The 18,304-nt window shown below is 67.0% G+C and carries 12 protein-coding genes; 5 read left to right on the forward strand and 7 right to left on the reverse strand.

What is annotated here, in order from left to right; translation table 11 throughout:
* Positions 1-5: 5 nt before the first annotated feature.
* Positions 6-1,151 carry an acyl-CoA dehydrogenase family protein gene (locus AC07M8_RS08260; RefSeq protein WP_495173876.1) on the forward strand — a complete coding sequence of 382 codons (1,146 nt, stop codon included), beginning with the start codon at positions 6-8 and terminating at the stop codon, positions 1,149-1,151.
* 19 nt (positions 1,152-1,170) lie between these two features.
* Here the strand turns inward: AC07M8_RS08260 and AC07M8_RS08265 are convergent, their stop codons facing one another.
* From AC07M8_RS08265 to AC07M8_RS08275, 3 genes are all read right to left on the reverse strand, one after another.
* A complete protein-coding gene (locus tag AC07M8_RS08265; RefSeq protein WP_495173877.1) occupies positions 1,171-1,413 on the reverse strand; it encodes a hypothetical protein in 243 nt (80 codons plus the stop codon).
* Between the two features lie 271 nt (positions 1,414-1,684).
* Entirely contained in the window at positions 1,685-3,940 is a 2,256-nt protein-coding gene (locus AC07M8_RS08270) for an NADP-dependent malic enzyme (protein ID WP_495173878.1), read from the reverse strand.
* A gap of 132 nt (positions 3,941-4,072) precedes the next feature.
* Entirely contained in the window at positions 4,073-4,447 is a 375-nt protein-coding gene (locus tag AC07M8_RS08275; RefSeq protein ID WP_267395062.1) for a winged helix-turn-helix transcriptional regulator, read from the reverse strand.
* Positions 4,448-4,551: 104 nt separating this feature from the next.
* On the opposite strand from AC07M8_RS08275, the gene AC07M8_RS08280 reads away from it, so the two are divergent.
* The 4 genes from AC07M8_RS08280 to AC07M8_RS08295 all read left to right on the forward strand — a co-directional run bounded on the left by AC07M8_RS08280 (position 4,552) and on the right by AC07M8_RS08295 (position 11,519).
* Positions 4,552-5,298, forward strand: a complete 747-nt coding sequence (locus tag AC07M8_RS08280) for an SDR family oxidoreductase (RefSeq protein ID WP_495173879.1) — start codon at positions 4,552-4,554, stop codon at positions 5,296-5,298.
* Between the two features lie 147 nt (positions 5,299-5,445).
* Positions 5,446-8,022, forward strand: a complete 2,577-nt coding sequence (mutS, locus tag AC07M8_RS08285; RefSeq protein WP_495174264.1) for a DNA mismatch repair protein MutS — start codon at positions 5,446-5,448, stop codon at positions 8,020-8,022.
* 225 nt (positions 8,023-8,247) lie between these two features.
* Positions 8,248-10,992 (forward strand): [protein-PII] uridylyltransferase, encoded by a 2,745-nt coding sequence (locus AC07M8_RS08290; RefSeq protein WP_495173880.1) that lies wholly within the window; start codon positions 8,248-8,250, stop codon positions 10,990-10,992.
* A gap of 62 nt (positions 10,993-11,054) precedes the next feature.
* Positions 11,055-11,519, forward strand: a complete 465-nt coding sequence (locus AC07M8_RS08295) for a DUF4126 domain-containing protein (RefSeq protein WP_267395065.1) — start codon at positions 11,055-11,057, stop codon at positions 11,517-11,519.
* Positions 11,520-11,560: 41 nt separating this feature from the next.
* Here AC07M8_RS08295 and AC07M8_RS08300 read toward each other — a convergent pair whose 3' ends face one another.
* From AC07M8_RS08300 to AC07M8_RS08315, 4 genes are all read right to left on the reverse strand, one after another.
* Positions 11,561-14,374: a TonB-dependent receptor gene (locus tag AC07M8_RS08300; protein WP_495173881.1), complete on the reverse strand. Its 2,814-nt coding sequence runs from the start codon at positions 14,372-14,374 to the stop codon at positions 11,561-11,563.
* Between the two features lie 209 nt (positions 14,375-14,583).
* Complete coding sequence (gene infC / locus AC07M8_RS08305; protein ID WP_267395067.1) at positions 14,584-15,117, reverse strand: translation initiation factor IF-3; 534 nt, start codon at positions 15,115-15,117, stop codon at positions 14,584-14,586.
* A 176-nt stretch (positions 15,118-15,293) separates the two neighbouring features.
* On the reverse strand, positions 15,294-17,303 hold the full coding sequence (gene thrS, locus AC07M8_RS08310; protein WP_495173882.1) for a threonine--tRNA ligase: 2,010 nt from the start codon (positions 17,301-17,303) through the stop codon (positions 15,294-15,296).
* A 110-nt stretch (positions 17,304-17,413) separates the two neighbouring features.
* Positions 17,414-18,229, reverse strand: a complete 816-nt coding sequence (locus AC07M8_RS08315; RefSeq protein WP_495174265.1) for an LD-carboxypeptidase — start codon at positions 18,227-18,229, stop codon at positions 17,414-17,416.
* Positions 18,230-18,304 lie beyond the last annotated feature (75 nt).

Genomic DNA, 18,304 nt, shown 5'->3' on the forward strand with positions numbered 1-18,304 from the left:
GCCGAATGCCGCTTGACCCCGATACCTTCGCCGCGCTGATCGACACCGTCCGCCGCTTCGTCGCCGAGCGCCTGCGCCCGCTCGAGGCGCAGGTCGAGGCCGACGATGCGATCCCCGATGCCCTCGTCGCCGAGATGAAGGCGATGGGCTTGTTCGGCCTGTCGATCGCCGAGGAATATGGCGGGCTCGCGCTGACCATGGCCGAGGAGGTCCGCGTCGCGATCGAGATGGGCCGCACCACCCCGGCGTTCCGCTCGGCGTTCGGCACCAATGTCGGCATCGGCAGTCAGGGCCTGGTGATGGCGGGCACGCCCGAGCAGAAGGCCGCATGGCTGCCACGCATCGCCAGCGGCGAGATCGTCACCAGCTTCGCGCTCACCGAGCCCGACGTCGGCTCGGACTCGGGCGCGGTGAAGACCCGCGCGATCCGCGACGGCGATGTCTACCGCCTCACCGGCACCAAGCGCTACATCACCAACGCCGACAAGGCCCAGCTCTTCACCGTCATGGCACGCACCGGCGACGAACGCGGTGCCCGCGGCGTCTCCGCCTTTCTGGTCCCGCGCGATCTTCCCGGCATCACCCTTGGCGAACCCGAGAAGAAGATGGGCCAGCGCGGCGCCAAGGTCGCCGACGTCCATTTCGACGACGTCCCCGTCCCCGCCGCCAACCGCTTGGGCGACGAGGGCGAGGGCTTCCGCATCGCGATGCGCGTGCTCGATCGCGGCCGCCTCCACATCGCCGCGGTGTGCGTCGGCGTTGCCGAGCGGCTGATCGCCGACAGCGTCGCCTACGCCAGCCAGCGCCACCAGTTCGGCGTGCCGCTCGCGCAGCACCAGCTGATCCAGGCGATGATCGCCGACATGAAGACCGAGGCGCTCGCCGCCCGCGCGCTGGTGCTCGAGACCGCCGCGCTCAAGGACGACGGTGCCGACGTCGTGCTCGAATCGGCCGCCGCCAAATATTTCGCCAGCGAGATGGTCGGCCGCGTCGCCGACAAGGCGGTGCAGATCTACGGCGGCGCCGGCTATATCGCCGATTATGGCATCGAACGCCTCTACCGCGACGTCCGCCTGTTCCGCATCTACGAAGGCACCAGCCAGATCCAGCAGCTGGTCATCGCCCGGGAAACGATCAAGCGCGGCGGATGAACGCCGGCGCCGTACACGCTCACGCGATCTGCACTTCTTCCACCACGATGTTCGCGCCTTTCATCTCGAGCCGGTACAAAGTGGTATCCACGGGATTATTGATCACGATATCGTTGTGGTCGGGCGCCCTGAAGCGCAGGAACGACAGCGGCACTGCCAAAGACGCCGGATCCTGCGGCACCGCCTGAAAAGTCGGCGCCATGGTCATCTGCACCGTCGCGTTGACGCCAACCATGCTCGCATCTGCCTGCACCGTCGCCATGCCCGTCTCTCCTCGTTGTTGCTCGCGAGGATAAAGGGCGTAGCGCCGCCGCCAATCTCATCAGCCTCCGCTATGGACAGACCAGCCAGTAAAGCGGCAGCTGTCCTTGTTCGGCAACGGCTTGGCAGCATGCGATACGGCAGGAATGGCTCAGTCATGGTCGCGTCGACGGCTACTCGGCTCTTCAACCAGTAATGGGGGAGGCACCGAGGAGCAGCATCCCGCGGCTCTGAACCCCGGCACTTTCATCCGGGGAACAGGAGTCCTTTCCTCAGCGCGCGATCCCGCCCGCCGCCAGCACCGCCAGCGTCACCAGCTCGCTCGCGGTGCTCGTCATCGGCGCGATCTGCACCGGCTTTTCCATGCCGATCAGCATCGGCCCGATCACATCGTCGCCACCGAGCTCGCGCAGCAGCTTCGCCGAGATGTGCGCCGATTGCAGCCCCGGCATGATCAGGATGTTGGCCGGCCCGGAGAGGCGCGCGAACGGATAGTTGGCGAGCTGCTTGGGGTTGAGCGCGACGTCGGGCGGCATCTCACCTTCATATTCGAAGCCGACGTTGCGCCCGTCGAGCACGGTGATCGCCTCGCGGATATTGTCCACCCAGGCGCCCTTGGGGTTGCCGAAGGTCGAATAGCTCATCAGCGCGACGCGCGGCTCATGCCCCATCCGCCGCGCGACCTGCGCGGTCTGCTCGGCGAAGTCGGCAAGCTGCTCGCCGGTCGGCCGCTCGTTCACCGTCGTATCGGCGATGAACACGGTGTGGCTCTGCCCCACCAGCACGTGGATGCCGAACGGGGTGCGCCCGGCCTCGGGATCGATCACCCGCTTCACCTCGCGCATGGTCTGCGCCCAGGTGCGGGTGATGCCGGTGATCATCGCATCGGCCTGCCCCAGCTGGAGCATCGCCGAGCCGAAGATGTTGCGATCCTGGTTGATCATCCGCTCGACGTCGCGGCGCAGATAGCCGCGCCGCTGCAGCCGCTCGTAGACGAAGTCGACCATCGCCGGCACCAGCGGCGAATGGCGGCTGTTGTGCAGCTCATACTCGTCGGGGTTGACGCCGAGCGCCGCCAGCCGGTCGTTGACGTCGTCGCGCCCCACCAGCACCGGCGTGCCATAGCCGCCTTCCTTGAACGCGATCGCGGCGCGCAGCACCACTTCCTCCTCGGCCTCGGCGAACAGCACCCGCTTCGGCCGCGCCCGCGCGCCTTCATAGGCCGCGCTCAGCACCGCGGTGGTCGGGTTGAGCCGCGCCCGCAGCGTCTCGCGATAGGCGCCCATGTCGACGATCGGCTTGGTCGCGACGCCCGAATCCATCGCCGCCTGCGCGACCGCGGTGGAGACCACCTCCATCAGCCGCGGATCGAACGGCGTCGGGATGATATATTCGGGCCCGAAGCTGTGCTGGACGCCATAGGCCGTCGCCACTTCCTCCGGCACCCGCTCGCGCGCGAGCTCGGCGATCGCATTGGCGGCGGCGATCTTCATCTCCTCGTTGATCCCGGTCGCGCGCACGTCGAGCGCGCCGCGGAAGATGAACGGGAAGCAGATCACATTGTTGATCTGGTTGGGATAGTCCGATCGACCGGTGGCGATGATCGCGTCGGGCCGCGCGGTCTTGGCCTCCTCGGGCAGGATCTCCGGCGTCGGATTGGCCATTGCGAAGATGATCGGCGCATTGGCCATGTCGACCACCATGTCGGCCTTGAGCGCACCCGCCGCCGACAGGCCGAGGAACACGTCGGCGCCGACCAGCGCTTCCTTCAGCGTCCGCGCCTCGGTCACCGCGGCATGCGCCGACTGCCACTGGTTGATGTCGTCGCGACCCTGGTAGATCACGCCCGCCTTGTCGCACATGATGACATGGTCGTTGCGCACGCCCATCGCCTTCATCAGCTCGGTGCAGGCGATCGCCGCCGCGCCGGCGCCGTTGACGACGAGCTTGATGTCCTGCAGCCGCCGCCCGGTCAGCAGGCAGGCGTTGATCAGCCCCGCCGACGCGATGATCGCGGTGCCGTGCTGGTCGTCATGGAACACCGGGATGTTCATGCGCTCGCGCAGCGTCTGCTCGATGATGAAGCATTCCGGCGCCTTGATGTCCTCGAGGTTGATGCCGCCGAACGACGGCTCCATCAGCTCGACCGCATCGATGAACCGTTCGACGTCCTCGGTCTTGAGCTCGATGTCGATCGAATCGACATCGGCGAAGCGCTTGAACAGCACCGCCTTGCCTTCCATCACCGGCTTGGAGGCGAGCGCGCCGAGGTTGCCCATGCCAAGGATCGCGGTGCCGTTGGAGATCACCGCGACAAGATTGCCCTTGGCGGTATAGTCATAGGCCTTGGCGGGATCGTCGGCGATCGCCTGCACCGGCACGGCGACGCCCGGCGAATAGGCCAGCGCCAGGTCGCGCTGGGTCGCCATCGGCTTGGAGGCGATGATCTCGATCTTGCCCGGCCGGCCTTCCGAGTGGAACAACAGCGCCTCGCGCTCGGAAAACTGGATGGTTCGTTCGTCGGCCATGATCGCCCTTCTTTCGGAGTGGGATTGCCTTAGGCAAAAGGGCGCCGAAATTAAACCCGGCAAAGCCCCCCTAAACCGCCGTCACGGCAGCAAAAGCGAGCGGTGCGAGCCGCTCTTTCCCGGCCCGGCCGCTCAGCGTGTGTCGAAATCGGCACGCGCCGCCGCGATCCGGTCGATGTTCTTCGCCGCCCACACCCACACCCCGCAGAACGCCTCGCTCAGCGTCGCGCCGAGGTCGGTCAGCCGGTATTCGACGCGGGGCGGCACCACCGGGTGGACGGTGCGGATCACCAGCCCATCGCGCTCCATGTGGCGCAACGTCTGGGTCAGCATCTTCTGGCTGATGCCGTCGGCGAGCGCGGCGATGCGGCTGAAGCGCTGCTCGCCATGCTCGGTCAGCACCTCGAGCACGATCATCGTCCATTTGTCGGCGACGCGGCCGATCACCTCGGTGACGAGTTCTTCCACCCGCGGATCGAGCTCGGGATAATCGTGATCTACCATCATGCTCTCCACTCGGTAAGTACCGCACTTTCGGGTGCCTACTTTCGTTCCGTGCGTGTCGGCCATATCTCCTTTGCGCGACGTTAGACAAGTTAGGAGCCATCCCCATGAAGATCACCGGCAACACCATCCTTATCACCGGCGGCGGCACCGGCATCGGCCGCGCGCTCGCCGAGGCGCTCCACGCGAAGGGCAACCAGATCATCATCGCCGGCCGCCGCGAGGGGCCGCTCCGCGAGGTCGCGGCGGCCAACCCCGGCATGGCCTTTGCGACACTCGACATCACCGATCCCGCCGCGATCAAGGCCTTCGCCGCCACGCTTGTCGCCGACCACCCCGCGCTCGATGCGGTGATCCTCAACGCCGGGATCATGAAGGCCGAGGACATGCTCGCCGAGCCCTATGACCTCACCGACGCCGAGGCGACGATCACCACCAACCTGCTCGGGCCGATCCGGCTGGTCGCGGCGCTGCTCCCGCACTTCAAGGCGCAAGGCAGCGCGGCGATCCTCACCGTCTCGTCGGGCCTCGCCTTCGTGCCGCTCGCGGCCACCCCCACCTACAATGCCACCAAGGCCGCGATCCACAGCTGGTCGCAGTCCTTGCGCCATCAACTCAAGGACACCGGCATCCAGGTTATCGAGATCGCGCCGCCCGCGGTCGCCACCGATCTGATGCCCGGCCACGCCGAGAACCCCCACTCGATGCCGCTCGCCGACTATATCGCCGAGACGGTCTCGCTGCTCGAGACCCAGCCCGAGGCGGCCGAGAATCTGGTCGAGCGGGTCAAGTTCCTCCGCAACGCCGAGCGGTCGGGCCACTACGATCAGGTCTTCGCTCAGCTCAACGACTGACGCGGCGCTCTCCCTCTCCGCCTCGTGGCGAGAGAGCGAGACGCGAAGCGCGGGATGGGTGAAGGGGTGAGCGCCACTCTTCCACTCGTCCCGCGCACCCTCTATCCCCCGCGCATGGCGACCAACGCACCCCCAGCCCCCACCCCGATGATGGCGCAGTATCTCGCGCTCAAGGCCGAAGCCGAAGACTGCCTGCTGTTCTACCGGATGGGCGACTTCTTTGAGCTGTTCTTCGATGACGCCCGCATCGCCAGCGGCGTGCTCGATATCGCCCTCACCTCGCGCGGCGAGCATCTGGGCGACAAGATCCCGATGTGCGGCGTCCCCGTCCATGCCGCGACCGCCTATCTCCAGCGGCTGATCAAGGCCGGCCACCGCGTCGCGATCGCCGAGCAGACCGAGAGCCCCGCCGCCGCCAAGGCGCGTGGCGGCTCCAAGACGCTGGTGTCGCGCGGCATCGTCCGCGTCGTCACCGCCGGCACGCTTACCGAGGAAGCCCTGCTCGATGCCCGCACCGACAATTGGTGCGTCGCGATCGGCGAGGTCGCCGGCGCCGTCGCGCTCGCCGCCGCGGACGTCTCCACCGGCCGGTTCGAGATCATCGACTGCTCGGCCGATGCGCTCGGCGCCGAGCTTGCCCGCCTCGCCGCCGCCGAGGTGGTCGCCGCCGAGACCAGTGACCATGCCGACGCCGCCACCAGCTTGCGCCCGCGCCACGGCTTCGACAGCGCGGCGGGCGAGGCGCGACTGAAGCGATTGTTCGAGGTCGCGACGCTCGATGGCTTCGGCCAGTTCAGCCGCGCCGGGCTCGCCGCTGCCGGCGGCCTCGTCGCTTATCTCGAGCATACCGCCAAGGGCGCGCTCCCCTTCCTGCGCCCACCCCGGCTGACCCGCGCCGCCGAGACGATGGCGATCGACGCGGCGACCCGCGACAGCCTCGAGCTCACCTGCACCACCGGCGGCCAGCGCAAGGGGAGCCTGCTCGACTGCATTGACCGCACCGTCACCGGCGCCGGCGCCCGCCTGCTCGCCGCCGATCTCGGCGCGCCGTTGATGGATACCAGCGCGATCAACGCCCGGCTCGATCTCGTCCAGCACCTCCATGACGACATCGCCCAGCGCGAACAGCTCCGCTCGGCGCTGCGTGCGCTGCCCGACATCGGCCGCGCGCTCGGCCGCCTCGCCGCCGGCCGCGGCAGCCCGCGCGATCTCGGCCAGCTGCGCGACGGCCTCGATGGCGCCTGGCACCTCGGCGAACGGCTCGGTCAGGGCGATACGCTCGCGCTGCTTGTCCAGATCGCCCCCAAGCTGCGCGGTCATGGCGCGCTGATCGATCTGCTCAAGCGCGCGGTGGTTCCCTCGCCGCCGATCGAGGCAACCGACGGCGGCTATATCGCGGCCGGCTACGATCTCGCGCTCGACGACCTGCGCGATTCCGGCGCCGGCGGTCGCCGCGCGATCGCCGCGCTCGAGGCCGAGTTCAAGACCGCGACCGGCATCGCCACGCTCAAGATCCGCCACAACAACGTGCTCGGCTATCACGTCGAGGTGCCCGCGCGCGCCGCCGACCCGCTGATGAAGCCAGACAGCGGCTTCACCCATCGCCAGACGCTCGCCGGCGTGGTCCGCTTCAACACCCCGGCGCTCCACGAGGTCGCCGCCAGGGTGTCGCAGGCCGGCGCCCATGCGCTCGCCGCCGAGGCCGCGCATTTGGAGGAGCTCACGACCGCCGCGCTCGCGCATCGCGAGGCGATCGCCGCCACCGCGGATGCGCTCGCCCGGCTCGACGTCGCCGCCGCACTCGCCGAGCGGGCGGCGGAAGGCAATTGGGCGCGGCCCCATCTCGTCGACCATGCCTGTTTCCAGATCGAGGGCGGTCGTCATCCGGTGGTCGAGGCAGCGGTCGCCCGCGCCGGCGACCGATTCGTCGCCAACGACTGCACCTTGTCCGAAAGCTCGCGGCTGTGGCTGGTCACCGGCCCCAACATGGGCGGCAAGTCGACCTTCCTGCGCCAGAACGCGCTGATCGCCGTGCTCGCGCAATGCGGCAGCTATGTCCCCGCCGCCGCCGCGACGCTCGGCCTGGTCGATCGGCTGTTCAGCCGCGTCGGCGCATCGGACAATCTCGCGCGCGGCCGTTCCACCTTCATGGTCGAGATGGTCGAGACCGCTGCGATCCTCGCGCAGGCGACTCCACGCAGTTTCGTCATCCTCGACGAGGTCGGCCGCGGCACCTCCACCTACGACGGCCTCGCCATCGCCTGGGCGGTGGTGGAGGCGATCCACGAGGACAATCGCTGTCGCTGCCTGTTCGCGACCCATTATCACGAGCTTACCCGCCTCGCCGAGCGCTGCGACGCGCTCACCCTCCACCACGTCCGCGCCCGCGAATGGAAGGGCGAGCTGGTCCTGCTCCACGAGCTCGGCCAGGGTCCCGCCGATCGCAGCTACGGCCTCGCCGTCGCCCGCCTCGCCGGCATGCCCCCCGCCACCGTCGCGCGCGCCAAATCGGTGTTGGCCAAGCTCGAAGCCGGCCGCGCCAAGACCGGTGGGCTGGCGGCCGGGCTCGACGATCTGCCGTTGTTCGCCGCCGTGCAGGAGGCTGAGGCCGAACGAGGCGATCCGGTCCGCTCGGAGGTGGAAGCGCTCGACGTCGACTCACTGACGCCGCGCGAGGCGCTCGACACGCTGTACCGGCTGAAAGCGCTGGCGCGGGAGGGATAACGCCCCACACCGTCATCGCGCCGTGCGGGCGGACGACGATCCGCGACGTTGGCTGTCCTACACACCACGAGCCTGATACCGCAGCACGGCAAGCCATCATCCCGCGCCCGATCGGCATCAAAATGGAAACGATCGCCGCAGACAATTAACGCCGTTGATCTCAACTTCCTCAACTTGTCATCGCCTATTACAGCGTTTGCCACGCCAACATCAGCAACGGTCGCCATGCCCAGCCGCTTCGATCACCTCCCCAACCGCCGCGCCATCGTCGATCGCCGCGTGCTCGCCGAGCAGATCGCCGCGCTGACCGGCAGCGCGCAGCAGCTGCGCAGCCAGGCCACCGCGCTGCTCAAGACCGCGCTCGGCGCCGGTCGCGTTGAGATCGAGCGGCGGCTGATCGAGCATCCCTCGCGCGGCCTTGAAGCCTCCAACGCCCAAGCGTATCTGGTCGACGCGCTGCTGCGCATCCTGTTCGATTTCGCCACCCAGCGCCTTCACCCGCTCGCCAATCCCACCGCCGGCGAGCGGCTCACTCTGATCGCGGTCGGCGGCTACGGCCGCGCCGAGATGGCGCCTTATTCCGATGTGGACATCGGCTTCCTCACGCCGGCCCGCCAGACGCCATGGGCCGAGCAGGTAATCGAATCGATGCTCTACGCGCTGTGGGACCTCGGCTTGAAGATCGGCCATTCCAGCCGCTCGATCGACGAGATGGTCCGCCAGGCGCGGGCCGACGTCACCATCCGCACCGCGTTGCTCGAGGCGCGCTTCGTCTGTGGCGACACCGCGCTTTACGACGAGGCCGCCAAGCGCTTCAAGGCGGACGTCCAGCACGGTACCGAGCGTCAGTTCATCGCCGACAAGCTGGCCGAACGCGACGCCCGCCACGTCAAGATGGGCGATACCCGCTATGTCGTCGAGCCCAACGTCAAGGAGGGCAAGGGCGGGCTGCGTGATCTTCACGCCTTGTTCTGGATCGGCAAATATATCTACGACGTCCAGCGCGGCGCCGATCTGGTCGAGGTCGGCCTGCTCACCAAGGCCGAATATCGGCTGTTCCACCGCGCCGACAATTTTCTCCAGGCGGTGCGCTGCCACCTCCACAGCATCACCCAGCGCGCCGAGGATCGGCTGACCTTCGACGTTCAGCGCGAGATCGCAACGCGGATGCGCTTCTCGGATCGACCGGGCAAACCCGCGGTCGAGCGTTTCATGCAATATTACTTCCTGCAGGCGAAGACGGTCGGCAACCTCTCGGGCGTCTTCCTCGCGCATCTCGACGAGCTGTTCGCGGCGCGCGGCAGCCGGTTCGGCCTGCCGACGATCCGCCGCCGCCCCGGCAAGCTTCACGGCTTCGTGCTCGATCGCGGCCGCCTCGCCCTGCCGCGCGACGACTTCTTCCGCGAGGATCCGGTGCGGCTGATCGAGATCTTCGCGCTCGCCGATCTCCACGGCGTCGAGATCCACCCGCTCGCGATGCGGGCCGCAGGGCGTGATGCCAAGCTGATCGACGATCATCGCGCCGACCCGCGCGCCAATGCCTTGTTCCTCGATGTGCTCACCTCCCCGCGCGACCCTGAGCTGGTGCTGCGCTGGATGAACGAGACCGGCGTGTTCGGCCGGTTCGTGCCCGATTTCGGCCGTGTCGTCGGCCAGATGCAGTTCGACATGTACCATCACTACACCGTCGACGAGCACACCATCCGCGCCATCGGCCTCCTCGCCCGGATCGATCAGGACAAGCTCAAGGACGATCATCCGCTCGCCTCGGCGATCATCAAGCACGTCGTCTCGCGCCGCGCGCTTTATGTGGCGGTGCTAATTCATGACATCGCCAAGGGCCGCGGTGGCGATCATTCGATCCTCGGCGCCGAGGTCGCGGAGCGGCTCTGCCCCCGGCTGGGGCTGAGCGCCGCGGAGACTGAGACGGTCGCCTGGCTGGTGCGCTACCACCTGCTGATGTCGGCCACCGCCTTCAAGCGTGACCTCTCTGACTTCAAGACCATTCTCGATTTTGCTGAGACGGTGCAGAGCCCGGAGCGGCTGCGCATGCTGCTGGTGCTGACCATCGTCGATATCCGCGCGGTCGGCCCCGGGGTGTGGAACGGCTGGAAGCGCCAGCTGCTCGGCGATCTCTACGAGGCGGCCGAGGAGGTGCTCCGCCTCGGCCACAAGCAGCGCGGCCGCGAGGAACGGATCGCCAGCCGCCAGGCGACGCTGCGCGCCTCGCTCGGCTGGCCGGACGACGCCTTTGACCGATTCGTCAGCCGCTTCCCCGAGGCCTATTGGATCGCCGAGCCAGACGACGTCCTTGCTCATAACGCGCGCTTCATCGCCGCCGCGGGTGACGCGGGCCTGGCGATCGACGCCCAGGTCTATCCCGGCCGCGGCGCGACGCTGGTGACGATCTACGCCGCCGATCATCCCGGCCTGTTCTATCGCATCGCCGGCGCCATCCATGTCGCCGGCGGCAACATCATCGACGCGCGCATTCACACCACGCGCGACGGCATGGCGATCGACAATTTCCTCGTCCAGGATCCGTTCGGCCGCCCGTTCGACGATCTCGGCCAGCTCGCCCGGCTGAAGACCGCGATCGAGGACGCGCTCGCCAACCGCGGCAAGCTCACCGATCGCCTCGTCGCCAAGCCCGCCGCGCGCACCCGCGCCGACGCGTTCGACATCGCCCCCAACGTGCTGATCGATAATCACGCCTCCAACCGCTTCACCGTGGTGGAGGTGAATGCTCGCGATCGCCCGGCGCTGCTCAACCAGCTCGCCCATGCGCTGTTCCAGTCCAAGGTGACGCTGCACTCGGCGCATGTCGCCACCTATGGCGAGCGCGCGGTGGACACCTTCTACGTCACCGATCTCACCGGCGACCGCATCACCGCGACGGCGCGGCTGCGCACCCTGGAAAAGCGGCTGCTGTCGGCCGCCGCGGGCGAGGAACTCGATCTGGCGGCGTGACGATGGAACCCTGATGGCCGGTCGGCGCGTTCTGAGCGGCAACCACGCCAGCGGAGACCATCATGCTCGCTTCCTTCCTCATGGGCCTCGTCGGCGGTCAGCGCGCCATGACCCCGCTCGCCACCGTCGCCATCGCCGCCGCCCGCGACGAGCTGCCCGCCGACAATGGCGCGCCCAAGCTCCTTGCCCATCCGGTGGTCGCCGCCGGCGCGCTCGCGCTCGCCGTTGCCGAAATGGCCGGCGACAAGCAGAAGACGGCGCCCGACCGCATCGTCCCGATCGGCCTCGCGGCGCGCTTCGTCACCTCGGCGATCGCCGGCGCCGCGCTGTCCTCGCACAAGCAGCGCTGGCTTGGCGCGGCGATCGGCGGCGCTACCGCGGTGGTCGCCTCCTACCCCGGCTGGCGTGCCCGCATGGCGGCGCTCGGCCGCTACGGCCAGACGCCGACCGGCTTCGTCGAGGATGCCGCGGTTGTCGCCGGTGCCGCCGCGATCACGCGCAACGCCGCCACGCTTGCCGCCGTCTGAGATGATCGAGGACGAGGGCTGCTCGCCCTCGTCCCGGCGATCTAGAACCGCGTCCGCAGCGTCACGCCATAGGTGCGCGGCTCGGCGAGGAACGAGGTAAAGATCTGGTTCCCAACCGCAAAGCTCGGGGCACCGAACCGCTGCACCTGCGCCTGGCTGCCTGCGCCCTGGAACGGCGCGTTGAACGCCACCTGCTGATATTGGGTGTTGGTGAGGTTCTGCCCCCATACCTCCAGCGCCCACACCTGCTTGGGCCCGCGGATGCCGATGCGGGCGTTGAGCAGGAAGAAGCCATCCTGCTCCTTCTCGACGAACTTGTCGGACCCGGTGTTATAGTCCGAGGTCAACCGGCCATCGACGTAGAACAGGGCGCTCAGCCCCGACGAACCGATCGGCGGCGACCAGCTCGCCGATGACGTCACCACATGGCGCGGCGCGTTGGACAAGTCGCTGCCCGAGAGCAGGAACAGCGCCGCATCGAGCGCCTCGCCGCTTTCGCTGCCCACCAGATTGTGGCGGAAGCGGGTGTCCGACAGCGTGTAGCCGAGGCTGATCGAGATGTCGCGCGCCGGGAACACGCCGGCCTCGAGTTCGAACCCTTGGCTCAGCACGCCATAGCCGGTCTTACCGGTGCAGCTGCCGGTGGCCGAGCTATTGTCTCCATCCGCGCCGTTGAGGCTATCGCCACAGGAGGTGAGGTTCTGGACGATGTAGTTGGTGCCATTAAAGGTGTTCAGCTGGAAGTTCTTGAACTCCTGGCGGAAGCCGGCAGCGTTGAAGGTGAACTGCGGGCTGGTGTATTTCAGCCCCACTTCATAGGCGTTCACCGTCTCGGGATCGAAGCGCAGCCGGCTGGCGCTGGCGTTGGTCGGCGACGTGAACACATTGGCCGACAGGTCCGAGCGGTCGAGATTGTACCCGCCCGCCTTATAGCCGCGCGAATAGGAGGCGTAGAGCAGCAGGTCGGGCACGGGCTTGTACGAGATCACGCCGGTTCCCGTGAACTCGCCCTCGCTGATCCTGTCCTGAAGATCGAGCGCGTTGAGCGCCGAGGTTGAATTACCGGTGCAGGTAAGCGTGATGATGCCGCCGAGCAGCGATTGTAGCGAGGCGAATGCCGGATTGGCCAGGAACGGGCTCAGCGCCGCCTGCTGGGCGGGGCAGACCGTGTTGTTGTTGTTGAAATCGGCGTGGAAGTCCTTGCGCTCATGGGTGTAGCGCAGGCCGCCGGTAATGCTCAGCTTGTCGGTGATCTTGAAGATGTTGTGGGTGAAGAAGGCGTAATTTTCGCCATCCTGATAATAGGTCGAACGGGTGTCGCCGAGATCGTTGAGCGTCGAGAGCCGCCGCACACCGCCAATCACCAGTGGCGCTGCCGCCCCGAGCGCGCCGGTCAGCACAGCGGTCCCCGTCGGGCTCAGGCAGCCGGGCGCATTGGGATTGCGCAGCGCGGCCGCCGGGTTGATCGTGGCGACGATCCGGCAGGCGGCGAAGGCGCCATATTGGGTGCCGAACTTGAGGTTGTCGGCAACGACGATGTCTTCCTTGGAATAGTAGCCGCCGATCAGCCAATCGAGCTTGCCGCCGAACGCCTCGCCGTTGAGCCGCAACTCCTGGCTGAAGGTGTGGAACTGGCGATAGCTGTTGCCGTCATCCGGCCGGTAACCGATATCGAGGTTGCCATAATCGATGTCGGAAGCGCCGCCGGACTTGTACTCGCGATAGGCGGTGATCGAGGTCAGCGCGGCGGCGCCGAAGTTCCAGTCGAGCTGCGCCGACCCGCCATAATCCTTGGTGACGTTGGCGTAGTCGCGGCCCGGGGTGAAGGCGATCTGGCGATTGTATGGATCGCCCGCGCTGGGGAAGATTGCCCCCATCGATTGCATCACCTGAACGATGCGGTTGCCCGCGGGATTAATGGCGAAGTCGCCCGGCACGCCCGGCGTCGGGTCGATCTTTTCGCGTAGGTCGGTGTAAACCGCGCCGCAGCATTTCTCGTCACGGCGGGTATAGTCGCCGATCAGGCGCAGCGAGATGTCCGGCGTCGGCTCGAACAGCAACTGCCCGCGGACGAAATAGCGGTTACGATCGTTATAGTCGGTGTCATTGACGACATCGCGGTAGAAGCCATCGCGCTTGCTGGCGACGCCGTCTATCCTAAACGCCAATTTGTCCTTGATGATCGGCCCGGTGATGCCGATCGCCGAGCGCAGCGCGTTGTAATTCCCATAGCTTACCTCGGCATAGCCACCGAATTGATATTGCGGCAGCTTGGTGATGACGTTGATCGTGCCAGCGGACGCGTTGCGGCCCGACAGCGTGCCCTGCGGTCCGCGCAGCACCTCGATCCGGTCCACCTCGCCGAGATCGTTGAGCCCAGAGCCGGTCCGGCTGCGGTAGACGCCGTCGATGAACACCGCGACCGAACTCTCGAGCCCGGGATTGTCGCCGACGGTACCAATGCCGCGGATGCGGGCGGAGGCATTGGCCTCTGAGCCGGTCGACGACACCAGCAGCGACGGCGTGAGTTGCGTCATCTGGCGGATGTCGGTCGCGCCTGAATTCTGCAGCGCCTCGGTGCTCACCGCCGAGATCGCGATCGGCACGTTAGACAGGCGCTCGGCGCGCCGCGTCGCGGTGATGATGATGTCGTCGTTGTAGTAACGGGTACGGTCACTTGCGGCGGGCTGCCCCTGATCGACCGAGGCGTTGGCGGCAGCGCCCGGCGTACTGGCCTGCGCCTCGGCCTGCGTGGTCGCCGCATCGGTCGGCTGCTGAGAGGGTGCCTGCTGTGCGAGGGCAGGCGCCGCAATCGCGATGGTCGCGGCGGATAGCAGATACGCGGTCAGGCGCATGATGGTCCTCTCCCTGGTCGAACCCTGTTTTTGAACTTCGGGTTTCTTCAGGAAGCTAGGATCGCCCCAGCATCAGCGTCCAATTATTTCGCCACGTAACCGCATTTTCCAAAACAGTGTATCCCATGCGCAACACCGAGCCTGTTGCCAGACCCGGTGTTCAAATCGCGTGGTCGCTGCGGCTGGAAAGCCGGATGACGGCTGCAGGCTTATTTGGGCGCGAGCACCATCAGCATCTGGCGGCCTTCCATGCGCGGATAGGCCTCCACCTTGGCGATCTCGGTAACCTGCTCGGCGACGCGCTGGAGCACCGCCATGCCAAGCTGGCCATGGCTGAGCTCGCGACCACGGAAACGCATGGTGACCTTGACCTTGTCACCCTCCTCGATGAACTCGGCGACCTTCTTCATCTTGGTGTCGTAATCGTGGTCGTCGATGTTCGGACGCATCTTGATCTCCTTGATCTCCTGCGTCTTCTGCGACTTGCGGGCGAGGTTCGCCTTCTTCTGCGCCTCGTACTTGAACTTGCCGACGTCGAGGAACTTGGCGACGGGCGGATCCGCGTTGGGCGACACCTCAACCAGATCCAAGCCAATTTCCTGCGCCTGCGCCATCGCCTCGCGCGTGTACATCACGCCAAGATTCTCACCCTCATGGTCGATCACGCGGACCTTGGGGCTGACGATCCACTCGTTAAAGCGGGGACCATTCATTGGCGGCGCCTGATTGGGTCGGCGCATCATGGGAGGACGTATGGGTATTGCTCCTGTGGTGGTTCAGACTGGTATATAGTGTTTCGACAGCCGTTTTAAAAGGATGTCGGTGGGTGCGCGCCAACCTGGGTTGAAGTGGCCACACCGTCGCCCCTCGGCCTGCGTCATCCCGTATCGACTCTGGGATGACGCAGGATCTGTCGCGATCAGCGCAGATCGGGGGCCAGCGCCTCCTGGCGGAGCTGCTCGGTCACCGCGGCGAGGCTCAGCATCTCCTGCCCCTGGCTGCCGAGTCGCCGCACCGCGACGGTGCCCTCTTCGGCCTCGCGCTTGCCCACCACCAGCAGGTTGGGGACTTTGGCCATGCTGTGCTCGCGCACCTTGTAGTTGATCTTCTCGTTGCGCAGGTCGGTCTCCACTCGCAGCCCTGCCTTGCGCAGCTCGGCAGCGACCTCGAGGGCATAATCGTCCGCGTCGGAGACGATCGTCGCCACCACCACCTGGACCGGCGCCAGCCACAGCGGGAAGCGCCCGGCGTGATGCTCGATGAGGATGCCGATGAAGCGCTCGAACGTGCCGAGGATGGCGCGATGGAGCATCACCGGCCGGTGGCGATTGCCATCCTCGCCGACGTAGCTCGCATCAAGTCGCTCGGGCAGCACCCGGTCCGATTGGATGGTGCCGACCTGCCAGGTGCGGCCGATCGCATCGGTCAGATGGAATTCGAGCTTTGGCGCATAGAAGGCGCCCTCGCCCGGCAGCTCCTCGAACTTGGCGAGGCTGCCCTCGCTCAGCTGCGAGGTGAGCACCGCCTGGCGCAGCTCGTCCTCGGCCTTGTCCCACATCGCGTCGTCGCCGAAGCGCTTGTCGGGGCGCAGCGCGAGCTTGATCGCATAATCCTCGAAGCCGAGGTCACGATAGACACTGTCGAGCAGCTCGCAGAATTGCTGCACCTCGGCGACGAGCTGATCCTCGCGGACGAAGATATGGGCATCGTCCTGGGTGAACTGGCGTACCCGCATGATCCCGTGCAGCGCGCCATGCGGCTCGTTGCGGTGGCAGCAGCCGAATTCGGCCATGCGGATCGGCAGGTCGCGGTAGCTCTTGATCCCCTGCCGGAAGATCAGCACGTGCGCCGGGCAGTTCATCGGCTTCAAGGCCATCAGATCGGCGGTGCCGCTGAAGATCGCCGCGTCGTCCTCGGTGCCGGGGATCTCGTCCGGCACCACGAACATGTTCTCGCGATACTTGCCCCAATGGCCCGACTGTTCCCACTGGCGCGCGTCCATCAGCTGCGGGGTCTTCACCTCGGCATAGCCTGCGGCATCGAGCCGGCGGCGCATATAGGCTTCTATCGCCCGCCACAGGATAAAGCCCTTGGGGTGCCAAAATACCGAGCCCTGCGCCTCGGGCTGAAGGTGGAACAAGTCCATCTCCGCGCCGATCTTGCGGTGATCGCGCTTGGCCGCCTCTTCCAGGCGGAACAGGTGCTGGTCGAGCTGCTTCTTGGTGAGCCAGCCGGTGCCGTAGACGCGGCTCAGCATCGCGTTTTTCTGATCGCCGCGCCAATAAGCGCCCGACACGCGGGTGAGCTTGAACGCGGCGGGATCGAGCTTGCCGGTCGAGGGCATGTGCGGCCCGCGGCACATGTCGAGCCACTCGCCCTGTCGATAGATGGTCAGCTCCTCGCCTTCGGGCAGCTCGGCGGCCCATTCGGCCTTGAAGCGCTCACCCTGCACGGTCCAGCGGTCGATCAGCTCCTGCCGCGTCCACACCTCGCGCACGAACGGCTCGTTGCGGGCGATGATGGCGCGCATCTCGGCCTCGATCGCGGGCAGGTCCTCGTCGGTGAACGGGCGATCCTTGCCATCGATCTTGGGCGGCGCGAAATCGTAATAGAAGCCGTCCTCGGTCGCCGGCCCGAAGGTGATCTGCGTGCCCGGGAACAGATGCTGCACCGCCTCGGCCATTACATGCGCGAAATCGTGACGAGCAAGCTCGAGCGCATCGGCCTCGTCGCGCATCGTGATCAGCGCGAGATCCGTGTCCTTCTCGAACGGCCGTGACAGATCGCGAACCTCGCCATCGATCCGCGCGGCGATCGCCGCCTTGGCAAGGCCGGGGCCGATGGCGGCGGCCACGTCCGCCGGGGTAGTCCCCGGGGCTACCTCGCGGACGGAACCGTCGGGCAGCGTGATGCGGAACATGGCGGACATGATAGGCCTTCATTGGGTAAAAGGAGGCGCGGCTTATGCCGTCGCCGCCGTCATATAGGCAAGCGGCGCGCTCGCGTCATCCCGGCCTTACGCAGCCGCGGCGGATGTGGTCACGCGATCCCGAACGGCACCACATGGTTCGCCTGACTATGCCCGACCTCCGCCCGCCCCAGATAGGGCACGCCGAGGTCGCGGCACCAGCGGTCCATCATGAACTCGAGCGTCTCGCCCCATTCGGGCTCGTTGGGGGTGATGTCGTTGACGATCCCCAGCCGCACCCCCGCCAGCCCTTTCAACTGAGTGGCATGGGCCATGTGGAACAGCAGCCGGTCTATATTGTACATCGCCTCGGATACCTCCTCGATCAGCAGCACGTGATCGGTGAGATCCGGCAGCCATGGCGTGCCGATCAGCGCGCCGAGGATCGAGAGGTTGAACGCCGCCGCCGGCCGCCCGTCGAGCCCTGGTTCCAGCCCCTGCCGGTCGCCCCGCGCCAGCCAGCCGAGCGAGCGCGCGACGGTGACGTCGCCGCCCTTGCGACGGATGTCGCTCGCCATCGGCCCGTGCGCCGGCCGGCCGATCCCGCGTGCGTAGAGGGCACCGAGCAGGAACCCCATATCCGAGTAACCAAGATACGCCTTGTGCCGGGCGGCCGCCCCGAGCTGCGGCATCACCGTCGACAGGAGGCGGTTGGAGCCATAGCCGCCGCGCAGGAACCAGATCGCGTCGAACGCGGGATCGTTGGCATAGTCAAGAAAGGCCGCCGCGCGGCGCGCGTCCGAGCCGGCGAAATGCCCGTCGACCTCGAAACATTGCGGGTGGAAGACGAGATCGACCTCGGGATAGGCCAACGCCGCGAATGCGCTGATCGGGGCAACGACGTCGTGATTGCCGATGCTCGCCAGCGCGAGAATGCCGATCTTCACTCCGATTACCCCCACATTCGTCCGTCGGCAGCGGCTACCGGGCCCGACAATCCCACACAGACCTTGCCCGCCGCC

It is taken from the genome of Sphingomonas sp. GW821-FHT09E03, assembly GCF_059416225.1.

Bases quoted from the DNA above. Each gene is read 5' to 3' on its own strand.
- AC07M8_RS08260 (WP_495173876.1), top strand. From the start codon at position 6: ATGCCGCTTGACCCCGATACCTTCGCCGCGCTGATCGACACCGTCCGC.
- AC07M8_RS08265 (WP_495173877.1), bottom strand. From the start codon at position 1,413: ATGGCGACGGTGCAGGCAGATGCGAGCATGGTTGGCGTCAACGCGACG.
- AC07M8_RS08270 (WP_495173878.1), bottom strand. From the start codon at position 3,940: ATGGCCGACGAACGAACCATCCAGTTTTCCGAGCGCGAGGCGCTGTTG.
- AC07M8_RS08275 (WP_267395062.1), bottom strand. From the start codon at position 4,447: ATGATGGTAGATCACGATTATCCCGAGCTCGATCCGCGGGTGGAAGAA.
- AC07M8_RS08280 (WP_495173879.1), top strand. From the start codon at position 4,552: ATGAAGATCACCGGCAACACCATCCTTATCACCGGCGGCGGCACCGGC.
- mutS (WP_495174264.1), top strand. From the start codon at position 5,446: ATGATGGCGCAGTATCTCGCGCTCAAGGCCGAAGCCGAAGACTGCCTG.
- AC07M8_RS08290 (WP_495173880.1), top strand. From the start codon at position 8,248: ATGCCCAGCCGCTTCGATCACCTCCCCAACCGCCGCGCCATCGTCGAT.
- AC07M8_RS08295 (WP_267395065.1), top strand. From the start codon at position 11,055: ATGCTCGCTTCCTTCCTCATGGGCCTCGTCGGCGGTCAGCGCGCCATG.
- AC07M8_RS08300 (WP_495173881.1), bottom strand. From the start codon at position 14,374: ATGCGCCTGACCGCGTATCTGCTATCCGCCGCGACCATCGCGATTGCG.
- infC (WP_267395067.1), bottom strand. From the start codon at position 15,117: ATGATGCGCCGACCCAATCAGGCGCCGCCAATGAATGGTCCCCGCTTT.
- thrS (WP_495173882.1), bottom strand. From the start codon at position 17,303: ATGTCCGCCATGTTCCGCATCACGCTGCCCGACGGTTCCGTCCGCGAG.